The organism is Stenotrophomonas acidaminiphila (assembly GCA_002951995.1).
GTDB classification, from domain to species: domain Bacteria; phylum Pseudomonadota; class Gammaproteobacteria; order Xanthomonadales; family Xanthomonadaceae; genus Stenotrophomonas; species Stenotrophomonas acidaminiphila_A.
Window position 1 is genome coordinate 1,206,220 of record CP019797.1, and the last position, 18,558, is coordinate 1,224,777.

The 18,558-nt window shown below is 70.3% G+C and carries 18 protein-coding genes; 12 read left to right on the top strand and 6 right to left on the bottom strand.

The features are described 5' to 3' along the window. The first annotated feature begins 2 nt into the window (after window positions 1-2). Genes B1L07_05270 through B1L07_05280 form a run of 3 tightly spaced genes read left to right on the top strand, consistent with a single transcriptional unit; the run spans window position 3 to window position 2,979 of the window. Window positions 3-2,003: a cytochrome o ubiquinol oxidase subunit I gene (locus B1L07_05270; GenBank protein ID AUZ54611.1), complete on the top strand. Its 2,001-nt coding sequence runs from the start codon at window positions 3-5 to the stop codon at window positions 2,001-2,003. Continuing rightward, window positions 2,000-2,638, top strand: coding sequence for a cytochrome o ubiquinol oxidase subunit III (locus B1L07_05275; protein ID AUZ54612.1), 639 nt, complete (start codon window positions 2,000-2,002; stop codon window positions 2,636-2,638). The genes B1L07_05270 and B1L07_05275 overlap by 4 nt, the downstream gene beginning before the upstream one ends. Then, window positions 2,638-2,979, top strand: coding sequence for a cytochrome o ubiquinol oxidase subunit IV (locus tag B1L07_05280; GenBank protein AUZ54613.1), 342 nt, complete (start codon window positions 2,638-2,640; stop codon window positions 2,977-2,979). The genes B1L07_05275 and B1L07_05280 overlap by 1 nt, the downstream gene beginning before the upstream one ends. Before the next feature lie 199 nt (window positions 2,980-3,178). Here the strand turns inward: B1L07_05280 and B1L07_05285 are convergent, their stop codons facing one another. Beyond that, window positions 3,179-5,236: a hypothetical protein gene (locus B1L07_05285; protein ID AUZ54614.1), complete on the bottom strand. Its 2,058-nt coding sequence runs from the start codon at window positions 5,234-5,236 to the stop codon at window positions 3,179-3,181. A 137-nt stretch (window positions 5,237-5,373) separates the two neighbouring features. Between B1L07_05285 and B1L07_05290 the strand changes: the two genes are divergently transcribed. Further along, entirely contained in the window at window positions 5,374-6,750 is a 1,377-nt protein-coding gene (locus B1L07_05290) for a DNA repair protein RadA (GenBank protein AUZ54615.1), read from the top strand. Between the two features lie 63 nt (window positions 6,751-6,813). Further along, window positions 6,814-7,266, top strand: coding sequence for a hypothetical protein (locus tag B1L07_05295; GenBank protein AUZ54616.1), 453 nt, complete (start codon window positions 6,814-6,816; stop codon window positions 7,264-7,266). Between the two features lie 27 nt (window positions 7,267-7,293). On the opposite strand, the gene B1L07_05300 is transcribed toward B1L07_05295, so the two are convergent. After that, window positions 7,294-8,088 carry a hypothetical protein gene (locus B1L07_05300; GenBank protein ID AUZ54617.1) on the bottom strand — a complete coding sequence of 265 codons (795 nt, stop codon included), beginning with the start codon at window positions 8,086-8,088 and terminating at the stop codon, window positions 7,294-7,296. Between the two features lie 118 nt (window positions 8,089-8,206). On the opposite strand from B1L07_05300, the gene B1L07_05305 reads away from it, so the two are divergent. The 7 genes from B1L07_05305 to B1L07_05335 all read left to right on the top strand — a co-directional run bounded on the left by B1L07_05305 (window position 8,207) and on the right by B1L07_05335 (window position 13,837). Further along, window positions 8,207-9,586 carry a signal recognition particle protein gene (locus tag B1L07_05305; GenBank protein ID AUZ54618.1) on the top strand — a complete coding sequence of 460 codons (1,380 nt, stop codon included), beginning with the start codon at window positions 8,207-8,209 and terminating at the stop codon, window positions 9,584-9,586. Window positions 9,587-9,723: 137 nt separating this feature from the next. Next, complete coding sequence (locus B1L07_05310) at window positions 9,724-10,794, top strand: 2-nitropropane dioxygenase (protein ID AUZ54619.1); 1,071 nt, start codon at window positions 9,724-9,726, stop codon at window positions 10,792-10,794. Window positions 10,795-10,799: 5 nt separating this feature from the next. Next, on the top strand, window positions 10,800-11,585 hold the full coding sequence (locus tag B1L07_05315) for an aminotransferase (GenBank protein ID AUZ56467.1): 786 nt from the start codon (window positions 10,800-10,802) through the stop codon (window positions 11,583-11,585). Between the two features lie 112 nt (window positions 11,586-11,697). After that, entirely contained in the window at window positions 11,698-11,958 is a 261-nt protein-coding gene (locus B1L07_05320; protein AUZ54620.1) for a 30S ribosomal protein S16, read from the top strand. A 38-nt stretch (window positions 11,959-11,996) separates the two neighbouring features. Further along, complete coding sequence (locus tag B1L07_05325) at window positions 11,997-12,512, top strand: ribosome maturation factor RimM (GenBank protein ID AUZ54621.1); 516 nt, start codon at window positions 11,997-11,999, stop codon at window positions 12,510-12,512. Between the two features lie 5 nt (window positions 12,513-12,517). Further along, complete coding sequence (locus B1L07_05330) at window positions 12,518-13,297, top strand: tRNA (guanosine(37)-N1)-methyltransferase TrmD (protein AUZ54622.1); 780 nt, start codon at window positions 12,518-12,520, stop codon at window positions 13,295-13,297. A gap of 132 nt (window positions 13,298-13,429) precedes the next feature. Continuing rightward, complete coding sequence (locus B1L07_05335; protein ID AUZ54623.1) at window positions 13,430-13,837, top strand: 50S ribosomal protein L19; 408 nt, start codon at window positions 13,430-13,432, stop codon at window positions 13,835-13,837. Between the two features lie 395 nt (window positions 13,838-14,232). On the opposite strand, the gene B1L07_05340 is transcribed toward B1L07_05335, so the two are convergent. Genes B1L07_05340 through B1L07_05355 form a run of 4 tightly spaced genes read right to left on the bottom strand, consistent with a single transcriptional unit; the run spans window position 14,233 to window position 18,480 of the window. Then, the gene (locus B1L07_05340) at window positions 14,233-15,009 is read right to left on the bottom strand and encodes a DeoR family transcriptional regulator (GenBank protein AUZ56468.1); all 777 of its coding nucleotides are present in this window, start codon (window positions 15,007-15,009) and stop codon (window positions 14,233-14,235) included. Between the two features lie 34 nt (window positions 15,010-15,043). Then, window positions 15,044-16,378, bottom strand: a complete 1,335-nt coding sequence (locus B1L07_05345; protein AUZ54624.1) for a D-tagatose-bisphosphate aldolase, class II, non-catalytic subunit — start codon at window positions 16,376-16,378, stop codon at window positions 15,044-15,046. A gap of 16 nt (window positions 16,379-16,394) precedes the next feature. Further along, on the bottom strand, window positions 16,395-17,333 hold the full coding sequence (locus tag B1L07_05350) for a sugar kinase (protein AUZ54625.1): 939 nt from the start codon (window positions 17,331-17,333) through the stop codon (window positions 16,395-16,397). Next, entirely contained in the window at window positions 17,326-18,480 is a 1,155-nt protein-coding gene (locus B1L07_05355; protein ID AUZ54626.1) for a tagatose-6-phosphate ketose isomerase, read from the bottom strand. The genes B1L07_05350 and B1L07_05355 overlap by 8 nt, the downstream gene beginning before the upstream one ends. Between the last annotated feature and the right edge of the window lie 78 nt (window positions 18,481-18,558).

Here is an 18,558-nt window from a genome sequence, read left to right on the forward strand (position 1 = left end):
CAATGCTGGGCAAACTGACTATCGAAGCGGTCCCGTACCACGAGCCGATCATCATGGTCACGCTCGGTGCCGCCGGGCTGATCGGCCTGCTGGTGCTGGGCCTGATCACCCGCGCCAGGCTGTGGGGCTACCTGTGGAACGAGTGGTTCACCTCGGTGGACCACAAGAAGATCGGCGCGATGTACCTGATCGTCGCCTTCATCATGATGTTGCGCGGCTTCGCCGACGCGATCATGATGCGCCTGCAGCAGGCCGTCGCCGCCGGCGGCGCCGAGGGCTACCTGCCACCGCATCACTACGACCAGATCTTCACCGCCCACGGCGTGATCATGATCTTCTTCGTGGCGATGCCGCTGATCACCGGCCTGATGAACCTGGTCGTGCCGCTGCAGATCGGCGCGCGCGACGTCGCCTTCCCGTTCCTGAACTCGCTCAGCTTCTGGCTGTTCGTGGCCGGCGCGGGCCTGGTGATGATCTCGCTGGGCGTGGGTGAGTTCGCGCAGACCGGCTGGCTGGCGTTCCCGCCCCTGTCGGGCAAGGAATACAGTCCCGGCGTCGGCGTGGATTACTACATCTGGGGCCTGCAGGTCTCCGGCCTGGGTACCACGCTGAGCGGCATCAACTTCTTCATCACCATCCTCAAGATGCGCACCCCGGGCATGAAGCTGATGCACATGCCGGTGTTCAGCTGGACCGCGCTGGTGACCAACGTGCTGATCATCGCCGCGTTCCCGGTGCTGACCGTCACCCTGGTGCTGCTGACCCTGGACCGCTACCTGGGCATGCACTTCTTCACCAACGACGGTGGCGGCAACGCCATGCTGTACATCAACCTGATCTGGATCTGGGGCCACCCCGAGGTCTACATCCTGGTGCTGCCGGCGTTCGGCGTGTTCTCCGAAGTCATCGCCACCTTCTCGCGCAAGACCCTGTTCGGCTACAAGGGCATGGTCTACGCCACCGCCTGCATCGGCGTGCTGTCGTTCATCGTGTGGCTGCACCACTTCTTCACCATGGGTTCGGGCGCCAACGTCAATGCCTTCTTCGGCATCACGACGATGATCATCTCGATCCCGACCGGCGTGAAGATCTTCAACTGGCTGTTCACGATGTACCGCGGCCGCGTGCACTTCACCTCGCCGGTGCTGTGGACCATCGGCTTCATGGTCACCTTCGTCATCGGCGGCATGACCGGCGTGATGCTGGCGATCCCGGCCATCGACTTCGTGCTGCACAACTCGCTGTTCCTGATCGCCCACTTCCACAACGTGATCATCGGCGGCGTGGTGTTCGGCATGTTCGCCGGCATCACCTACTGGTTCCCGAAGATGTTCGGCTTCAAGCTGGACGAGACCTGGGGCAAGCGTGCGTTCTGGTGCTGGTTCATCGGCTTCTACGTGGCCTTCATGCCGCTGTACGTGCTGGGCTTCATGGGCGTCACCCGCCGCCTGCAGAGCTATCCGAACGCCGACTACCAGCCGTACTTCGTGGTCGCCGCGATCGGTGCGTTCATCATCGGCGCCGGCATCCTGTGCCAGGTCATCCAGATCATCGTGTCCATCCGCGACCGCAAGAAGAACGTGGACCTGACCGGCGACCCGTGGGATGCGCGCACGCTGGAGTGGGAAACCGCTTCGCCGGTGCAGTTCTATAACTTCGCCGTGCTGCCCAAGGGCGAGGAACTGGATGACTTCTGGGAGCGCAAGCAGCGTGGCGAAGCCTGGCCGAAGCCGGCCCGCTACAGCGACATCCACATGCCGCGCAACACCGGCACCGGCGTGGTGATCGGCGCCTTCAGCCTGGTGTTCGGCTTCGCGATGATCTGGCACATCTGGTGGCTGGCCATCGTCGGCCTGGTCGGCATGATCGGCACCTTCATCTACCGCACGTTCGACAACGACGTGGATTACTGGGTGCCGGCCGCCGAAGTGGAACGCATCGAAAACGAACATCGCCGCCACCTGGAAGCGCAGGGGCTGGTGAAGACCGAGGTGAAGGCATGAGCACGACCGCCCACACGCTGAACCATGGCCACGCCGCGCACGCGGCGGACCATGGCCACGACCACGAGCACCACCACGACACCGGCGAGAAGACCATCTTCGGTTTCTGGGTGTACCTGATGAGCGACCTGCTCATCTTCGCCTCGCTGTTCGTCACCTACGTGGTGCTGGCCGGCGGTACCAACGGCGGCCCGGGCGCCAAGGAGCTGTTCGACCTGAAGTTCGTGGCCGGCGAGACCGCGCTGCTGCTGATCTCGTCGCTGACCTTCGGCCTGGGCATGATCGCCATGCACCAGAAGAAGGTCGGCCTGATGTTCACCTGGCTGGTCATCACCTGGCTGCTGGGTGCCGGCTTCATGGCCATGGAGATCTGGGAGTTCAACCACCTGGTGCACCAGGGCTACGGCCCGGACCACAGCGCCTTCCTGTCGGCGTTCTTCGCCCTGGTCGGTACCCACGGCCTGCACGTCAGCGCCGGCCTGCTGTGGCTGCTGGTGATGTTCATCCAGCTCAAGCGCAACGGCCTGACCCAGACCAACAAGACCCGCATGGCGTGCCTGAGCCTGTTCTGGCACTTCCTGGACCTGGTCTGGATCGGCGTGTTCTCTGTCGTCTACCTGTCGGGAGCCCTCTGATGTCCGCACATGACAACCACGCCCACGGTGCCGGCGGCGAGAGCCACGGCAGCGTCAAGTCCTACCTGATCGGCTTCGTGCTGGCGGCCATCCTGACCATCATCCCGTTCTGGGTGGTGATGAGCGGCGGCCTGTCCTCGACCTTCGCCACGGCGATGGTGATCCTGGTCTCCGGCCTGCTGCAGCTGCTGGTCCACCTGGTGTTCTTCCTGCACCTGGACCGCTCCTCGGCCGCGCGCTGGAACGTCAACGCCGGCCTGTTCACCGTGGTGGTGATCGGCATCATCGTCGCCGGCACGCTGTGGGTCATGTGGAACATGAATTACCACATGATGCACTGACGCCTGACGACGTCGTGATCGAAAAGGCCGCCCCCGGGGCGGCCTTTTCCTTTGCCGGGTGGCGGACGCCCGCGCCGCGCTGCGCGCGCAGTGCGGCAGCCGTTCGCGGCCTGTGCGGCTCGCGGGGCGGCACCCCGACCCGGGCGTGCGTGGAAGGCGGGCCGCGGCGCCGGGCCCGCGCCGTGGACGCCCCGCGCGCTCAGCCGGCCTGGCGCAGGAACGTCTCCGGGTCCATCGGCCGGCCGAGGTGGTAACCCTGCAGCAGGTCGCAGCCCAGCTGGTCGAGGAAATCGCGCTGGGCCTCGGTCTCCACGCCCTCGGCCACCACCTGCAGCTGCAGCGAGCGGCCCAGCGCGACGATCGAGGACACGATGGCCGCGTCCTCGGTGTTGTGCTCCAGGTCGCGCACGAAGGCGCGGTCGATCTTCAACTCCGTGGCCGGCATGCGCTTGAGGTACAGCAGGCTGGAATAGCCGGTGCCGAAATCGTCAATGGCGATCTTCACGCCCATCGCGGTCAGCGTGTTGAGCCGCTGCAGGCTGTCCTCCACGTCCCTCATCGCCGTGGTCTCGGTCACCTCCAGGGTCAGGTGGCCGGGGGCCAGCGCATGGCGCTGGAGCGTGTCGCGCACCGTCTCCACCAGCCCCGGCGAGGCGAACTGCAGCGGCGACAGGTTCACCGCCATCGACCAGCCGCCGTGGCCGGCATCGTGCCACGCGCGCAGCTGCGCGCAGGCGCGGTCGAGCACCCAGTCGCCGATCGGCAGGATCAGCCCGCTGCGCTCGGCGATCGGGATGAAGGTGTCCGGGCCGAGCAGGCCCAGCTCGGGGTGCTGCCAGCGCAGCAGCGCCTCGGCGCCGATCACCGGGTGGCCGCTGGCCGGGAACTTGGGCTGGTAATGCAGCACCAGTTCGTCGCGGGCGAGCGCGCGGCGCAGGTCCTGCAGCAGGCGCAGGCGGCGGCTGGCGCTGGCCTGCATGGCGGGGGTGAAAAACGTGTAGCCGTTCCGGCCCGCCTGCTTGGTGTGGTACATCGCCGCGTCGGCGTGCGCCATCAGTTCGCGTTCGCTGGTGGCATCGTCCGGGTACAGGGCGATGCCGAGGCTCGCGCTGAGCTGCAGTTCGGCCGCCTCGATCACGAACGGCTCAGCCACGGCCGCGGTGATGCGCTCGGCCACCACCACTGCGTCGTCGGTGGTCTCCACGTCCAGCACCACGACGAACTCGTCGCCGCCCAGCCGCGCCAGGGTGTCCTGCGGCCGCAGCAGCCCGCGCACGCGCTCGGCCATGCGCACCAGCAGGCGGTCGCCGAACTGGTGGCCGTAGGCATCGTTGACCAGCTTGAACCCGTCCAGGTCGCAGAACACCACCGCCACCGCGGTGCCGCGCCGCTGCGCCTTCTCGATCGCCTGCTCGATGCGGTCCTGCAGCAGCATGCGGTTGGGCAGCCGGGTCAGCGGGTCGTGCAGCGCCGCCTCCACCAGTTCCTGGTTGGCGCGCGCCAGCGAGTCGGCCAGGCGCCCGGTACGCCGGTGCAGGCGCTTGTCGAACAGCGAGGCGATCAGGGTGATGCCGATGATGCCCAGGGTGGTGACCACCACCAGCACCGCCAGCCAGCGGGTCTCCAGCCCGCCGTCGACCACCGCGCCGCAGATGCTGCCGGGCGGGAAGTCGGCAGCGGCCATCCCGGTGTAGTGCATGCCGACGATCGCCAGCCCCATCACCAGCGAAGCGGCCAGCCGCAGCGGCCGCGTGTGGCGGCCTTCGCGGCGCAGGCGCAGGGCGATCCACAGCGCCGCGCCCGAGGCGCCGATGGCGACCAGGATCGACGCGCTGAACCACAGCGGGTCGTAGTCGATGCCCGGCTGCATGCGCATCGCCGCCATGCCCAGGTAATGCATGGCGGCGATGCCGCTGCCCATCAGCACGGCGCCGGCCAGCAGCCGCGGCCACGGCAGCTGCGGCCGCGACGCCAGCCACAGGGCATAGGCCGACGCGCCCACCGACGCGGCCATCGAATACAGGGTGATGGCCAGGTCGTAGCCGACCGGGATCGGCAGGTGGAAGGCCAGCATGGCGATGAAGTGCATCGACCAGATGCCCAGGCCCATGGCCAGGGCGCCGCCGGCCATCCAGCCATGCAGGCTGCGGCCGCTGGCCGTGGCCAGGCGCCCGGCCATGTCCAGGGCCGTGTACGAAGCCAGGATGGCGACCAGCAGCGAAATGACCACCAGGGTCGGGTTGTAGGTGCCAACCATGCGCGCAGCGTCCGCCGATTCGTGGCCAAAGAATGCACCAGACAACGGCATGCCGCCGTGCTTCTTTAGTCGTGCCGGTCGCATCGGCTGCGACGGCCGGCGGGTATCCTGTGCGCGCATCCACTCGAGGACCCCCGATGGCGAAGAACCGCACCGCCTATGTCTGCAGCGAATGCGGCGCCGAATACAGCAAGTGGCAGGGCCAGTGCACCGAATGCGGCGCCTGGAACGTGCTCGGCGAGGTCGTGCTGGAGAGCGCGGCCGCGGTGAAGGCGCCGGCCGCGCGTCGTGGCGGCTGGGCCGGCAAGGTCGAATCGCCCAAGATCACCGCGCTCAAGGACGTGCGCCAGAGCGAGCACGCGCGGGTGTCCACCGGCATCGGTGAGTTCGACCGGGTACTGGGCGGCGGCCTGGTCGAGGGCGCGGTGGTGCTGGTCGGCGGCGACCCGGGCATCGGCAAGTCGACCCTGTTGCTGCAGGCGCTGGCGAAGATGGCCGGCACCCTGCCGGTGCTGTACGTGACCGGCGAGGAATCGCTGGCGCAGGTGGCCGGGCGCGCGGTGCGCCTGGACCTGCCGCTGGACGGCCTGGACGCATTGGCCGAGACCGGCATCGAACTGATCCTGCAGCATGCCGCCGCGGCGCGCCCGAAGCTGATCGTTGCCGACTCGGTGCAGACGCTGTGGACCGAGACGCTCACCGCCGCGCCCGGCTCGGTCAGCCAGGTGCGCGAGAGCGCCGCGCGGCTGGTGCGCTTCGCCAAGGAGACCGGCACCGCGGTGTTCCTGGTCGGCCATGTCACCAAGGAGGGCGGCATCGCCGGCCCGCGGGTGCTGGAGCACATGGTCGACGCGGTGCTGTATTTCGAGGGCGAAAGCGGCAGCCGCTTCCGCGTGCTGCGCGCGTTCAAGAACCGCTTCGGCGCGGTCAACGAACTGGGCGTGTTCGCCATGGGCGAGAAGGGCCTGAAGGAAGTGCCCAACCCCTCGGCGATCTTCCTGTCCGGCGGCAGCACCCGCCAGCCCGGCAGCTGCGTGATGGTCACCCGCGAGGGCACCCGGCCGCTGCTGGTGGAGGTCCAGGCGCTGGTCGATTCCTCGCCGCTGTCCAACCCGCGCCGGGTCGCGGTGGGGCTGGAGCAGAACCGGCTGGCGATGCTGCTGGCGGTGCTGCACCGCCATGGCGGGGTGATGGTCGGCGACCAGGACGTGTTCATCAACGTGGTCGGCGGCATCCGCGTGCAGGAGACCGCGGTCGACCTGCCGGTGCTGCTGGCGGTGCTGTCGTCGCTGCGCGACCAGCCGCTGGCGGACAAGACCATCGCCTTCGGCGAGGTCGGCCTGTCCGGCGAGATCCGGCCGGTGCCCAACGGCGAGGAGCGCCTGCGCGAGGCGGCCACGCATGGTTTCAAGCGCGCCATCGTGCCCCGTGCCAATGCGCCCAAGGCCGGGTCGGTGAAGGGCATGGAGGTGATCGCGGTCGAGCGCCTGGCCGAAGCGATCGAGGCGGCCTGAGTGGCGCGCGCTGGATCAGTGATGCGCCGCCGGGGCAGGGCATCGATGCGTATTCCCCGGGGCATGACCGGCGTCGGGGTGCTGGGGCTGCTGCTGGCGCCGGTGGCGCAGGCCGCGCCCGCCTGCGCGGCCCCGCTGGTGGTGGCGCGGGCATTGTTCCAGGCCGGGACGTCCGCGCGCTTCCTCGACACGCCCGATGCCCTGCTGGCCCCGGGGTTCGCACGGCTGATCGCGGCCGAGCGCGATTGCCAGCAGCGCGAGCAGGGCATCTGCCGGCTCGACCATGACCCATGGCTGGACGGGCAGGATGGCGAAGTGGATGCCGGACCCGGCTACCAGTGGGTGGCGCGGTCGCCGGCGGCCGGGACGGTGGAAGTGCGTTTCGCGGTATGGGGCGAGCCGCGCCTGGCGCGGTTGGCGATGCGCCGCCAGGCCGATGGCTGCTGGCGGGCCGAAGACCTGATCACCGATCGCGGGCAATCCCTGCGCGCGCTGCTGGTGCGGCCGTTTCCCTGAGTCGCCGGCGCGGCGCCGGGGCGTGGGTCAGCGCGCGTGCCCGAACACCAGTTCGATCACGAACTGGCTGCCGAAGAAGGCCAGCAACAGCAGCACCATCGCGCTCAGCGTCCAGTGCACCGCCTTCACCCCGCGCCAGCCATGCCGGCGGCGGCCGATCATCAGCGTGCCGAACACCAGCCACGACAGCACGCTGAGCACGGTCTTGTGCACCAGTTTCTGCGCCAGCAGGTCGTCCACGAACAGCACCCCGGTGACCAGGGTCAGGGTCAGCAGGCAGAAACCGACGGTGATGGTGCGGAACAGCAGCGTTTCCAGGTCGTTCAACGGCGGCAGGGCGCGCAGCCACGGCCGGAAATCACGCCGGCGCAGCGCCCGTTCCTGCAGCCACAGCATGATCGCCAGCAGCGCGGCGATGCTCAGCGTCGCGTAGGCCAGCAGCGCCAGCCAGGCGTGGGTGGCCAGGCGCCAGCCCAGCACCCGGCTCGGTTCATGGCCATAGCCGTGGTAGGCCAGCAGCAACAGCGCGGCCATCGGGAACACCAGTACCCCCAGCGCCGCCATGCGCCCGCGCGCGCCCATCACGGTGGTGAGCGCGGCCATGCCCAGCGCCACCAGCGACAGCGCGGCGAAGAAATGCATGTCCGGCCCGCCACTGGTGCGCATCGCCACCAGCAGGTGGTAGCCGGCGTGCAGCACCACCGCCGCGGACGCCGGCCACAGCCAGCTGCGCGAGCCGCTGGCGCGTTCGGCGGCCAGGCCATGGACGAGCAGGCCGGTGGACAGCAGGTAGAGCGCGGTCGCGATGAGAACGATTGTCATCGCCACAGTTTCGCACACGCGCCCGCCGCTGGCGATGCGCGCGGCGCCAGGGCGGCGGCAAGCGCCGGCGGCCGCTATAATTTGGCCTCTTTGCCAACGTTCCCGCAGGTTGCACCGCATGTTCGAGTCCCTGACCCAGCGCCTTTCCGGCACCATCGAGCGCCTGCGCGGCCGTGGCCGCCTGACCGAGGAGAACATCCGCGAGGCGACCCGCGAGGTGCGCATCGCGCTGCTGGAGGCCGATGTCGCGCTGCCGGTGGTGCAGGCGCTGATCGAGAAGATCAAGATGCGCGCGGTCGGCCAGGAGGTGCTCAAGTCGCTGACCCCGGGCCAGGCGCTGATCAAGGTCGTGCGCGACGAACTCACCGCGGTGATGGGCTCGCAGGCCACCGACCTGAACCTCAACGTGCCGGCGCCGGCGATCATCCTGATGGCCGGCCTGCAGGGCGCGGGCAAGACCACCACGGTCGGAAAGCTCGCCAAGCACCTGAAGGAAAAGCGCAAGAAGAAGGTGATGGTGGTCTCGGCCGACGTCTACCGCCCGGCCGCGATCGAGCAGCTGAAGACGCTGGCCGAGCAGGTCGGCGTGCTGTTCTTCCCGTCGTCGGCCGCACAGAAGCCGGTGGACATCGTGCGCGCGGCCATCGACGACGCCCGCAAGTCGTTCGTCGACGTGCTGCTGGTCGACACCGCCGGCCGCCTGGCCATCGACGAAGCGATGATGGCCGAGATCAAGGCCCTGCACGCGGCGGTCAACCCGGCCGAAACCCTGTTCGTGGTCGATTCGATGACCGGCCAGGACGCGGCCAACACCGCCAAGGCGTTCGGCGAGGCGCTGCCGCTGACCGGCGTGGTGCTGACCAAGACCGACGGCGACGCCCGCGGTGGCGCCGCGCTGAGCGTGCGCTACATCACCGGCAAGCCGATCAAGTTCACCGGCACCGGCGAAAAGGTCGACGGCCTGGACGTGTTCCACCCCGAGCGCGTGGCCAGCCGCATCCTGGACATGGGCGACGTGCTGTCGCTGGTGGAGCAGGTCGAGCAGCAGGTCGACAAGGACAAGGCGCAGAAGCTGGCCGAGAAGGTCGCCAAGGGCAAGAAGTTCGACCTCAACGACATGCGCGACCAGCTCGAACAGATGCAGAACATGGGCGGCATCGGCGGGCTGATGGACAAGCTGCCGGGGCTGGGGCAGATCCCCGAGCACCTCAAGCAGCAGGTGCAGCAGAGCAAGGAAGTGCCGCGCATGATCGCCATCATCAACTCGATGACCAAGAAGGAGCGGCGCAACCCGGGCCTGCTCAACGGCTCGCGCCGCGCCCGCATCGCCCGCGGCTCCGGTACCCAGCCGGCCGACGTCAACAAGCTGATGAAGCAGTACATGCAGATGGAAAAGATGATGGGCAAGCTGTCCGGCGGCGGCATGAAGGGCATGCTGCGCAACATGAAGGGCATGCTCGGCGCGATGGGCGGCAAGGGCGGGCTGCCGTTCCGCTGAGCCGCGCAGGCGCCGGTGGCGGCGCTTGTGCCGGTGCGGCCGAACCCGGCACCCGCCATCGCGTCGCCGCCGGGCGGGCCACCGTTGGCGGCGCCGCACGGCTCGGCGATGATGGCGGCTCCCGATTGGAGTGCGGCATGAACCCGGACATCCGTCAACGCACCGAGCGTTTCTGCCAGCGTTTCGGCCTCGAACTGCCGGTGCTGCTGGCGCCGATGGCCGGTAGCTGCCCGGTCGCCCTGTCCGCCGCCGTGGCCAATGCCGGCGGCATGGGTGCGATGGGCGCGGTGCTGTCCACGCCGGAACAGATCGGGCAGTGGATGGACGACTTCCGCCGGCAGTCGCGTGGCCCGGCCCAGGTCAACGTCTGGGTGCCGGACCCGGCGCCGGTGCGCGATGCCGCCGCCGAGGCCGCGACCCGCGCCTTCCTCGAGCGCTGGGGGCCGGCGGTGCCGGCCAGCGCCGGCGATGCCGGCCCGGCCGATTTCGACGCGCAGTTCGACGCCCTGGTCGCGGCGCGGCCGGCGGTGGCCTCGACCATCATGGGCGTGTTCTCCGCCGCGCAGGCCGCACGGCTGAAAGCCGCTGGCATTGCCTGGTTGGCCTGTGCCACCACGCTGGACGAGGCGTTGCAGGCGCAGGCCGCCGGCGCCGACGCGGTGGTCGCGCAGGGGATGGAGGCCGGTGGCCACCGCGGTGCGTTCGTGGACGCGCGCGCCGAAGCGCAGATGAGCGGCCTGTTCGCGCTGCTGCCGCGCCTGGCCGACCGGCTCGAGGTGCCGGTGATCGCGGCGGGCGGCATCGGCGACGGTCGCGGCGTGGCCGCGGCGCTGCTGCTGGGCGCCAGCGCGGTGCAGGTGGGCACGGCGTTCCTGGCCACCGACGAATCCAGCATCGCCGAGGCCTGGAAACAGGCGCTGCCCGTGGCGGAACCGGAACATACCCGCACCACCCGCGCTTTCAGCGGCCGCCTGGGCCGCGCGCTGGACACCGCCTACGTGCGCGCCGCCGGGGCCGCCGATGCGCCACCGCCGCGGCCGTACCCGGTGCAGCGCGGGCTGACCGCCGGCATGCGCCGGCAGGCCCAGGCCGACGACCGCCTGGACGCGATGCAGGCCTGGGCCGGGCAGTCGGCGTGGATGGCGCGGCGCGGCCCCGCCGCCGGCCTGGTGCAGGGGATGTGGCAGCAGGCGCAGGCGCTGCTGTGACTGCCGTGTCCTGCAATGGCCAACCGGTCGATGCCGGGCTGCTCGACGCGGCCCTGGTCAACTATGGGCATTTCACTTCGCTGCAGGTGCGCGACGGCGCGGTCCAGGGCTGGGCGCTGCACCTGCGGCGCCTGCAGCAGGGCACGCGCGAACTGTTCGACGCCGAACTGGACGAAGCGCGCCTGCTGGGCTGGCTGCGCCAGGCGCTGCAACGCAGCGGCATGACGGACGCCTCGCTGCGCATCACCGTGTTCTCGCGCGCGTTCGACTTCCGCCAGCCGTTGCGGGCGGTGCCGGTGGACGTGCTGGCAAGCGTCGCGGCGCCGGCCACGGTGCCCGCCGACGCCCGCGCGGTGCTGCCGGTGCGCTACCAGCGCGACTCGCCGCAGCTCAAGCACGTCGGCACCTTCCCGTTGTTCCGGCAGCGGCGCCTGGCCATGGGCCAGGGCTTCGACGATGCGCTGTTCGTCGACGCGGCCGGGCGGGTCAGCGAGGGCAGTACCTGGAACATCGCCTTCCTGGCTGGCGAAGAGGTGGTGTGGCCGCAGGCGGAAGCGCTGCGCGGCACCGCCGAACAACTGCTGGTGGCCGGACTGCAACGGCTGGGGCGGGCGCAGGCGTGGCGGGAGGTGCCGCTGGAGGCCCTGCCGGGCTTCTCCGGGGCCGTGGCCTGCAACGCCACCGGGCTGTGGCCACTGGCGCGCGTCGGCGACTGCCGGTTCGCGGAGTCGGCGGCATTGCTGGAGCGGCTGCGGCAGGCGCTGGCGCAGGAACCCTGGCGGCCGCTCTGAACCGGCCCGTTCAGGCGGGGCAGGGGACGGGCTTGGAATGGGCCGGGGGCGCGGCTATAATCGCCGGCTTACCGCGCCATCCTGGCGACTGGGCTACAAAGGAAAAACCACCATGGTCAAGATTCGACTGACCCGCGGCGGCGCCAAGAAGCGTCCGTTCTACCACATCATCGTCACCGACGTCCGTAGCGCCCGCGACGGACGCAACATCGAGCGCGTCGGCTACTACAACCCGGTCGCCCAGGGCGCCGAGCAGCGCGTGGTGCTGGACATCGCCGCGGTCGACAAGTGGGTCGCCAACGGCGCCCAGCTGACCGACAAGGTTCGCAACCTGTACAAGGAAGCGACCAAGGCCCAGGCCGCAGCGGCCTGATCCTGGCGGGCCGCGCGCAAGCGCGGCCCGACTGCTTTATGAAGAAAGATTCCGAGCGCCGGATCCTGCTGGGCAGGGTGACCGGCGCTTTTGGTGTGCGCGGCGAGCTCAAGCTCGAGTCCTGGACCGAGCCGCGGCTGGCCATCTTCAACTATCAGCCCTGGATCCTGCGCAGCCCCTCGGGGCAGGAGTCGCAGATCTCCGGCGTGCGCGGCCGCGAGGCCGGCAAGACGCTGGTGGCGACCTTCCCCGGGGTGGACGACCGCAATGTGGTCGAGGCCATGCGCGGCACCGAGATCCATATCCCGCGCAGCGCGCTGCCGCCGCCGAAGCCGGACGAGTATTACTGGGTCGACCTGGAAGGCCTGGACGTGCGGACCGTGGACGGCGTCAGCCTGGGCCGCGCCTCGCACCTGTTCAATACCGGCGCCAACGACGTGCTGGTGGTGCGTGGCGACCGCGAGCGCATGGTGCCGTTCGTGATGGACGACTTCGTCAAGTCGGTCGACTTCGATGCCAACCTGATCGTGGTCGACTGGGACCCGGAGTTCTGAGCCCGGTGCGCATCGACGTCATCACCCTGTTCCCGGAGTTCATCGCGCAGTCGGCCGCGCTGGGCGTGGTCGGCCGCGCCCGGGAGCGCGGCCTGCTCGACCTGCACGGCTGGAACCCGCGCGACCATGCCGAGGGCAACTACCGCCGCGTGGACGACCGCCCGTTCGGCGGCGGCCCGGGGATGGTGATGCTGATCGAGCCGCTGCGCGCGGCGCTGGCCGCCGCCCGTGCCGCCGACCCGGCCCCGGCGCCGCTGATCTACCTGAGCCCGCAGGGCCGGCCGCTGACCCAGGCCCGGGTGCGTGAACTGGCGGCGCTGCCGCGGATGATCCTGCTGTGCGGCCGCTACGAGGGCGTGGACGAGCGTTTCCTGGCCGCCGAGGTGGACGAGGAAATCTCCCTGGGCGACTACGTGCTGTCCGGCGGCGAGCTGGGCGCGGCGGTCATCATCGACGCGGTGACCCGGCTGCAGGAGGGGGCGCTGAACGACGCCGAATCCGCGGTCCAGGACAGTTTCGAGGGCGACGGCCTGCTGGACTGCCCGCACTACAGCCAGCCGGCCAGCCACGCGCTGGGCGACGTGCCGGAGGTGCTGCGCTCGGGCAACCATGCCGCGATCGCGCGCTGGCGCCGGCAGCAGTCGCTGCTGCGCACCGCCCTGCGCCGTCCCGACCTGCTGGACGAGGCCCGCCTGGGCAAGGCCGACCGCAGGCTGCTGGACGAGGCGCGGCAGGCCCTCGCCGGCGAAGGGGATGCCCCCACTGGCGCCGGCGGCGGCGCATAGGCTAGAATTGCGGATTCCCATGGCCCCCGGGTCCTGCGGACCGCCAGAACAACAATCGTGCAGCGCAATCCGGCGACTGCATCAGCCCAAGTTGTCGAAACGACACGTCCACCCGAATACATCGGTGCAATCATGAGCAAGCTGAACAAATCCATCGTCGCGGACTTCGAATCCGCCCAGATCACCCGCGAACTGCCGAAGTTCAGCCAGGGCGACACCGTTGTCGTCAACGTCAAGGTCAAGGAAGGCAACCGCGAGCGCGTGCAGGCCTACGAAGGCGTCGTGATCGGCACCAAGAACGCCGGCCTGAACTCCTCGTTCACCGTGCGCAAGATCTCGCACGGCTACGGCGTCGAGCGCGTGTTCCAGACCCACAGCGCGCTGATCGACTCGGTCGAAGTCAAGCGCCGCGGCAAGGTCCGTGCCGGCAAGCTGTACTACCTGCGTGGCCTGGAAGGCAAGGCCGCCCGCATCAAGGAAGACCTGGCCGCCGCTGCGCAGGCCAAGGCCGCCCGCCAGGCCGCCAAGTCCGCCGAGTAATTCCCGCCGCGCGGGCCGCGTGCCCGCCGTCGCGCAACGGCCGCCTCCGGGCGGCCGTTTGCGTTTGTGCCTTCCACGCGGGGGAGGTGCGGCATCCAGCGATGGCGCGCCTGCGCTGCCGCGCCTCGGGCGTGGGGGCGCCGGTTGCTTGCGGTTGCGGGTGCAGGTGCCCGGAACGGGCGGTTGAGGGCACGGCGAAGCCGCACGGCATGTCTGCCGCCGGTGTTTCGCGTAACGCGCGGGGCGGTGCGGTTGCCGCCGCGCCGCCGGGGAGGGGCTTGCGGCACGACGGGTTCCCCGCGTGCGCCGCCCGGGTTCCGGCCACGCCTGCGGCGCGCAGCCGCGCGTTGCCGCTCCGGGCGAGGGCCGGGTTGCGGGGGGCGTCCGGTTCCGGCCTATGCCGCCGCTTCGGCGACCACGACCTCGATGCCGCGGCGCTGCAGCCCCTCGCGCGTGGCCTCGTCGATGCCGGCGTCGGTGATCACCGCGTGGATCTGGTCCAGGTAGGCGATGCGGTGCAGGCTGACGCGGCCGAACTTGGAGGCGTCGGTCAGCACCACGATGCGCCGCGCGCGCTCGACCATGCGGTGGTTCAGGCGTGCCTCGGCCTCGTCGTGGGTGGTCAGCCCGAACTGCAGGTCCAGCCCGTCCACGCCGAGGAACAGGGTGTCGAAGCTGTAGGGGTTGAGGCTGGCCTCGGCCTGGCTGCCCTGCAGTGACAGCGACTGCTTGCGCAGCTGGCCGCCGGTGAGCAGCACGTTGACGCCGGTGGCGTTGGCCAGCTCCCAGGCGATGTTCAGGCCGTTGGTCATCACCGTCACGTCGCGGTGCCCGCGCAGGTGGCGGGCCAGGGTCATGGTGGTCGAGCCGGAGTCGATGATGATGTTGTCGCCGGGTTGCACCAGCTGCGCGGCGCGCGCGCCGATGGACTCCTTGAGCGGCAGGTTCAGCGCATCCTTTTCGTGGATGTCCTGTTCCTCGGGCGGGGTGCGCACCAGGGTGGCGCCGCCATGGGTGCGGGTGGCCAGGCCCTGCTCCTCGAAATGGCCCAGGTCGGTACGGATGGTCACTGCCGACACTGCGTAGCGCGCGACCAGTTCGGCGACCTGCACCGAGCCCTGCTCGATCAGTTGCTGCAGGATCTGCTGGCGGCGGGAGCGGGTGTTGCGCATGGCCATTGCGTGCTTTCTCCGGGAAAGGGCGAGCTTAGCCGTTCGCAAGGTTTGCCGGGGCGGAACTTGCGTTGTGCCTGCGCGGGCCGGCGTTGTTGGCGGCGCAGGCGCGCGCGTACGCGTCCAGGCACAGGCCGATGCGGTGCCGCACCAGCGCGTCGGGCGTGTTCGCCAGGCTGCCCTCGCGCACCGCGCGGAACTGCTCCGGCAGGTATTGGCTGAGCAGTGGCAGCGGCGGCGCGTGCCGCTCCAGGTTGGCGAACAGCGTGCGTACCGCCTCGCGCAGCGCCGGCTCGCCCCAGTAGTAGCGGCAGCGGTCGCTGAAGGCGAACGCGCGCAGCCGCCGCAGCGTGTCCGCGTCGCCGTGGTAGTGCGCCTGCCAGTGCCGGGGCTGCGCGGTCATCACCTCTTCCAGCACCTGCGGCAGCCGCGAGCATTGCGCCGCCGGCAGCAGCTCGGCTTCGATCGCCGCCAGCGCGAACAGCGCCTCGCGGTAGGCGAAGGTCGCGGCCGGGCCGACCTTGAGGATGGCGAAATGGTCGCGCACCAGCGCGTGCAGGCCGCTCTCGCGCTGGTAGTCGGTGGAGTGCGCCTCGAACACGATGCGCGGCTGCCGCTCCAGGAACGCGGCCAGCGCATCCGCGGCGACCGGGTCGTAGTCGTGCACGCTGCTGTGGTCGAAGTCCACGCCCGGCTGCACCACCATCGCGATCACCCGCTGCCAGGCGTCGCGCAGGTGCGGGGTGTCGAACGCCTGGCGGTGGATTTCCAGCGTCTGCGCGGCCGCGGCCGGCGTGGTCACCTGCAGGCCCCCGGCCAGCGAGGCTTCGCCACCGGGAACCGGCACCTCTGTGCCGATCACGTAGACCGGCGGCGGCAGGCCGTGTTCGGCGGCGGTGTGCTCGGCGATGGCGGCCAGCTCGGCCGAGCGCGCGGCGACGATGGCGTCGGGCAGCGGCACCGGATCGTCGGCGCAGGACATGCTGCAATCGAGGTGGATCTTGTGGAAGCCGGCGGCGACGTAGGCTTCGATCAGCACCCGTGCGTGCGCCATCGCTTCGGCCGCGGGCTGCTTCTGCCACGCATTGGGGCCGAGATGATCACCGCCCAGGATCAACCGCTCGCGCGGGAAGCCTTCCTCATCGGCCAGCGCGCACACGTAATCGCGGTACTGCGCCGGGGTCATGCCGGTGTAGCCGCCGAACTGGTCGACCTGGTTGGAGGTGGCTTCGACCAGCAGCACGGTGGCGTGGCGCGCGGCCACGTCCAGCGCCGCGCGCAGCACCTGTTCATGGCTGCAGCAGACGCTGTACAGGCCGACGCTGTGGCCGGCGCGATGCGCGGCGAGCAGGGATTGCAGCGGGGACATGGACCAACTCCCGGGGTCAGGAAAAAGTGGGCTGGCAGGCGAGCAGGGCGGCGCCACGCGCGCCACCGGCATCGCCGAAGCGGGGCGGCACGATCGGCGGCACCTGCACGCCGGCGAAAAGGTGCGCGGCGATCGCCGCCGGCAGCTGCTGGTACAGCGGCGCGTACTGCGACAGGCCGCCGCCGAGCACGATCACATGCGGGTCCAGCGCCAGCACCAGCGCGGCCAGGCTGTGGCCGAGCAGGTCGCGGTGGATGTCCAGCGCCTGCCGCGCGCGCGCGTCGCCGGCCGCGGCCAGGGCGATGACGTCGCTGGCGTTGCCGGCGCTGCCGCCGAGGTGGCGCTCGATCATCGCCACGCCGCTGCCGGAGACATAGCGCTCCACGCAGCCGCGCAGGCCGCAGCCGCAGTCGAGCAGCGGCAGGCCGTGGCGCTGCAGCAGGTTGGCGGGCACGCTCCAGTGGCCCCATTCGCCGGCCAGGCCGTTGAAGCCGCCGATCAGCCGGCCCTGCACGCAGTAGCCGCCGCCGGCACCGGTGCCGAGGATCGCGCCGAACATGCTGGGGTAGCCCTCGGCGGCCCCGCCATGCGCTTCGGACAGTGCGAAGCACTGCAGGTCATTGCCGAAATGCAGCGGGCGCTGCAGCAGCGCCTGCAGGTCGCGGGCGACGTACTGGCCGGTGAGGGCCGGTACGTTGGCACTGAGCTGGCGGCCGCTGGCGCGCTCGCGCACCCCGGGCAGGGCGATGCCGATGGCCCGTGCGCCCCGGCCCAGTGCCGCATCGGCATCGGCGACCAGTTGCTGGACGGCCAGCAGGAAGCCGGCATAGTCGCCCTGCGGGGTGGCGATGCGCTTGCGCCAGGCCACCTGCAGCGCCGCATCGCAGGCCACCAGTTCGATCTTGGTGCCGCCGATATCGATGCCGTAGCAGGCGTTGGCGATGTGCTCAGCCATGGTGGATGGTGACGCCCTTGACCACGCGGTTGACGGTGCCGTCGGGGAACGGGTTGTCCGGCGTCAGCCCCAGCGCGGCCGAGCGGCGCAGCGCGTAGAGCTGGGCGAACGGCAGCCACGCCGGCGCCAGCCAGGCATCGGCCAGCGCCGGCACCTGCAGGGTGAAGTCGTCGCCGGCGCCGATGTCCGAATGCGGGCCGAGCGACAGTACCCTGCCGGCCACGCCGTCGCCGCGCAGTTCTTCCAGCAGGTCCTGCTCGTAGCGGCGCGCCAGCGGTTGCACGCTGCGCAGCATCACCACCAGGGTGCGCGGGTCGAGGGTGGATTTGGGGCCATGGCGGAAGCCCAGCGGGGTGTTGGCCATCGCCAGCACGCGGCCGGCGGTGAGCTCCAGCACCTTCAGCGCGGCTTCGCGCGCCAGTGCCTCCAGCGGGCCGCTGGCCAGGTAGATCACCCGCTCGAACGGCTGCGTGGCGAGCGCGGCCACCGGCGCGTCCCATGCACGCAGGCCCTGCCGCGCCAGCGCGGCGACCTGGCCGATGCGCGCGCCGCGTTCGTTCCACGGGGCGCGCTCGAACACCGCCAGCGCCGCCAGCAGCATGCAGCTCAGGCTGCTGGTCATGGCGAAGGCGCGGTCACAGCTGGCCGCCGGCATCAGCAGGGTGCAGGTGTCGGCGCGGCCGGCGCCACGCCGCGCCAGTTCGCCGTCCGCATTGCAGGTGATATCCAGGAAACAGGCATCGTCCACGTCGGCACGCACGCGCTCGACCGCGGCCACGCTTTCCGGGCTCGAGCCGCTGCGCCCGAAGGACACCAGCAGGGTCGGGCGTTCGCGCTGCAGATACAGCGCCGGATGGGTCAGCAGGCTGGTGGTATGCACCGCGCGCACGTCCGCCGGCCACTGCGCGTTGATGTGGTCGGCGACCATCTCGGCGATGAAGCCAGAGCTGCCGGCGCCGGTGAACAGCACGCGCTGCGCCGGGTCGGACAGGCGCTGGCCGAGGAACGCCTGCAGGCGTTCGCGGTCGCGCCCCAGGTCTGCGGCCAGAGCGTCCCACAACGCCGGCTGCTGGGCGATTTCGGCGGCGGTATCGGCTCCGCCCAGGCGCTGCCAGGCAGATAGATCGGTAAGCAGGGTGGCGTCCATTCTTGGTTCCTGTTGGGCCAGCGCACGATCTGCTTTTTCTTTCGAAATGTCAAACATCGAAAGAAAATGGAAAGATAA

Excerpts from the sequence above, each read along its gene's own strand:
- B1L07_05270 (AUZ54611.1), top strand. The coding sequence starts at position 3 with ATGCTGGGCAAACTGACTATCGAAGCGGTCCCGTACCACGAGCCGATC.
- B1L07_05275 (AUZ54612.1), top strand. The coding sequence starts at position 2,000 with ATGAGCACGACCGCCCACACGCTGAACCATGGCCACGCCGCGCACGCG.
- B1L07_05280 (AUZ54613.1), top strand. The coding sequence starts at position 2,638 with ATGTCCGCACATGACAACCACGCCCACGGTGCCGGCGGCGAGAGCCAC.
- B1L07_05285 (AUZ54614.1), bottom strand. The coding sequence starts at position 5,236 with ATGGTTGGCACCTACAACCCGACCCTGGTGGTCATTTCGCTGCTGGTC.
- B1L07_05290 (AUZ54615.1), top strand. The coding sequence starts at position 5,374 with ATGGCGAAGAACCGCACCGCCTATGTCTGCAGCGAATGCGGCGCCGAA.
- B1L07_05295 (AUZ54616.1), top strand. The coding sequence starts at position 6,814 with ATGACCGGCGTCGGGGTGCTGGGGCTGCTGCTGGCGCCGGTGGCGCAG.
- B1L07_05300 (AUZ54617.1), bottom strand. The coding sequence starts at position 8,088 with ATGACAATCGTTCTCATCGCGACCGCGCTCTACCTGCTGTCCACCGGC.
- B1L07_05305 (AUZ54618.1), top strand. The coding sequence starts at position 8,207 with ATGTTCGAGTCCCTGACCCAGCGCCTTTCCGGCACCATCGAGCGCCTG.
- B1L07_05310 (AUZ54619.1), top strand. The coding sequence starts at position 9,724 with ATGAACCCGGACATCCGTCAACGCACCGAGCGTTTCTGCCAGCGTTTC.
- B1L07_05320 (AUZ54620.1), top strand. The coding sequence starts at position 11,698 with ATGGTCAAGATTCGACTGACCCGCGGCGGCGCCAAGAAGCGTCCGTTC.
- B1L07_05325 (AUZ54621.1), top strand. The coding sequence starts at position 11,997 with ATGAAGAAAGATTCCGAGCGCCGGATCCTGCTGGGCAGGGTGACCGGC.
- B1L07_05335 (AUZ54623.1), top strand. The coding sequence starts at position 13,430 with ATGAGCAAGCTGAACAAATCCATCGTCGCGGACTTCGAATCCGCCCAG.
- B1L07_05340 (AUZ56468.1), bottom strand. The coding sequence starts at position 15,009 with ATGCGCAACACCCGCTCCCGCCGCCAGCAGATCCTGCAGCAACTGATC.
- B1L07_05345 (AUZ54624.1), bottom strand. The coding sequence starts at position 16,378 with ATGTCCCCGCTGCAATCCCTGCTCGCCGCGCATCGCGCCGGCCACAGC.
- B1L07_05350 (AUZ54625.1), bottom strand. The coding sequence starts at position 17,333 with ATGGCTGAGCACATCGCCAACGCCTGCTACGGCATCGATATCGGCGGC.
- B1L07_05355 (AUZ54626.1), bottom strand. The coding sequence starts at position 18,480 with ATGGACGCCACCCTGCTTACCGATCTATCTGCCTGGCAGCGCCTGGGC.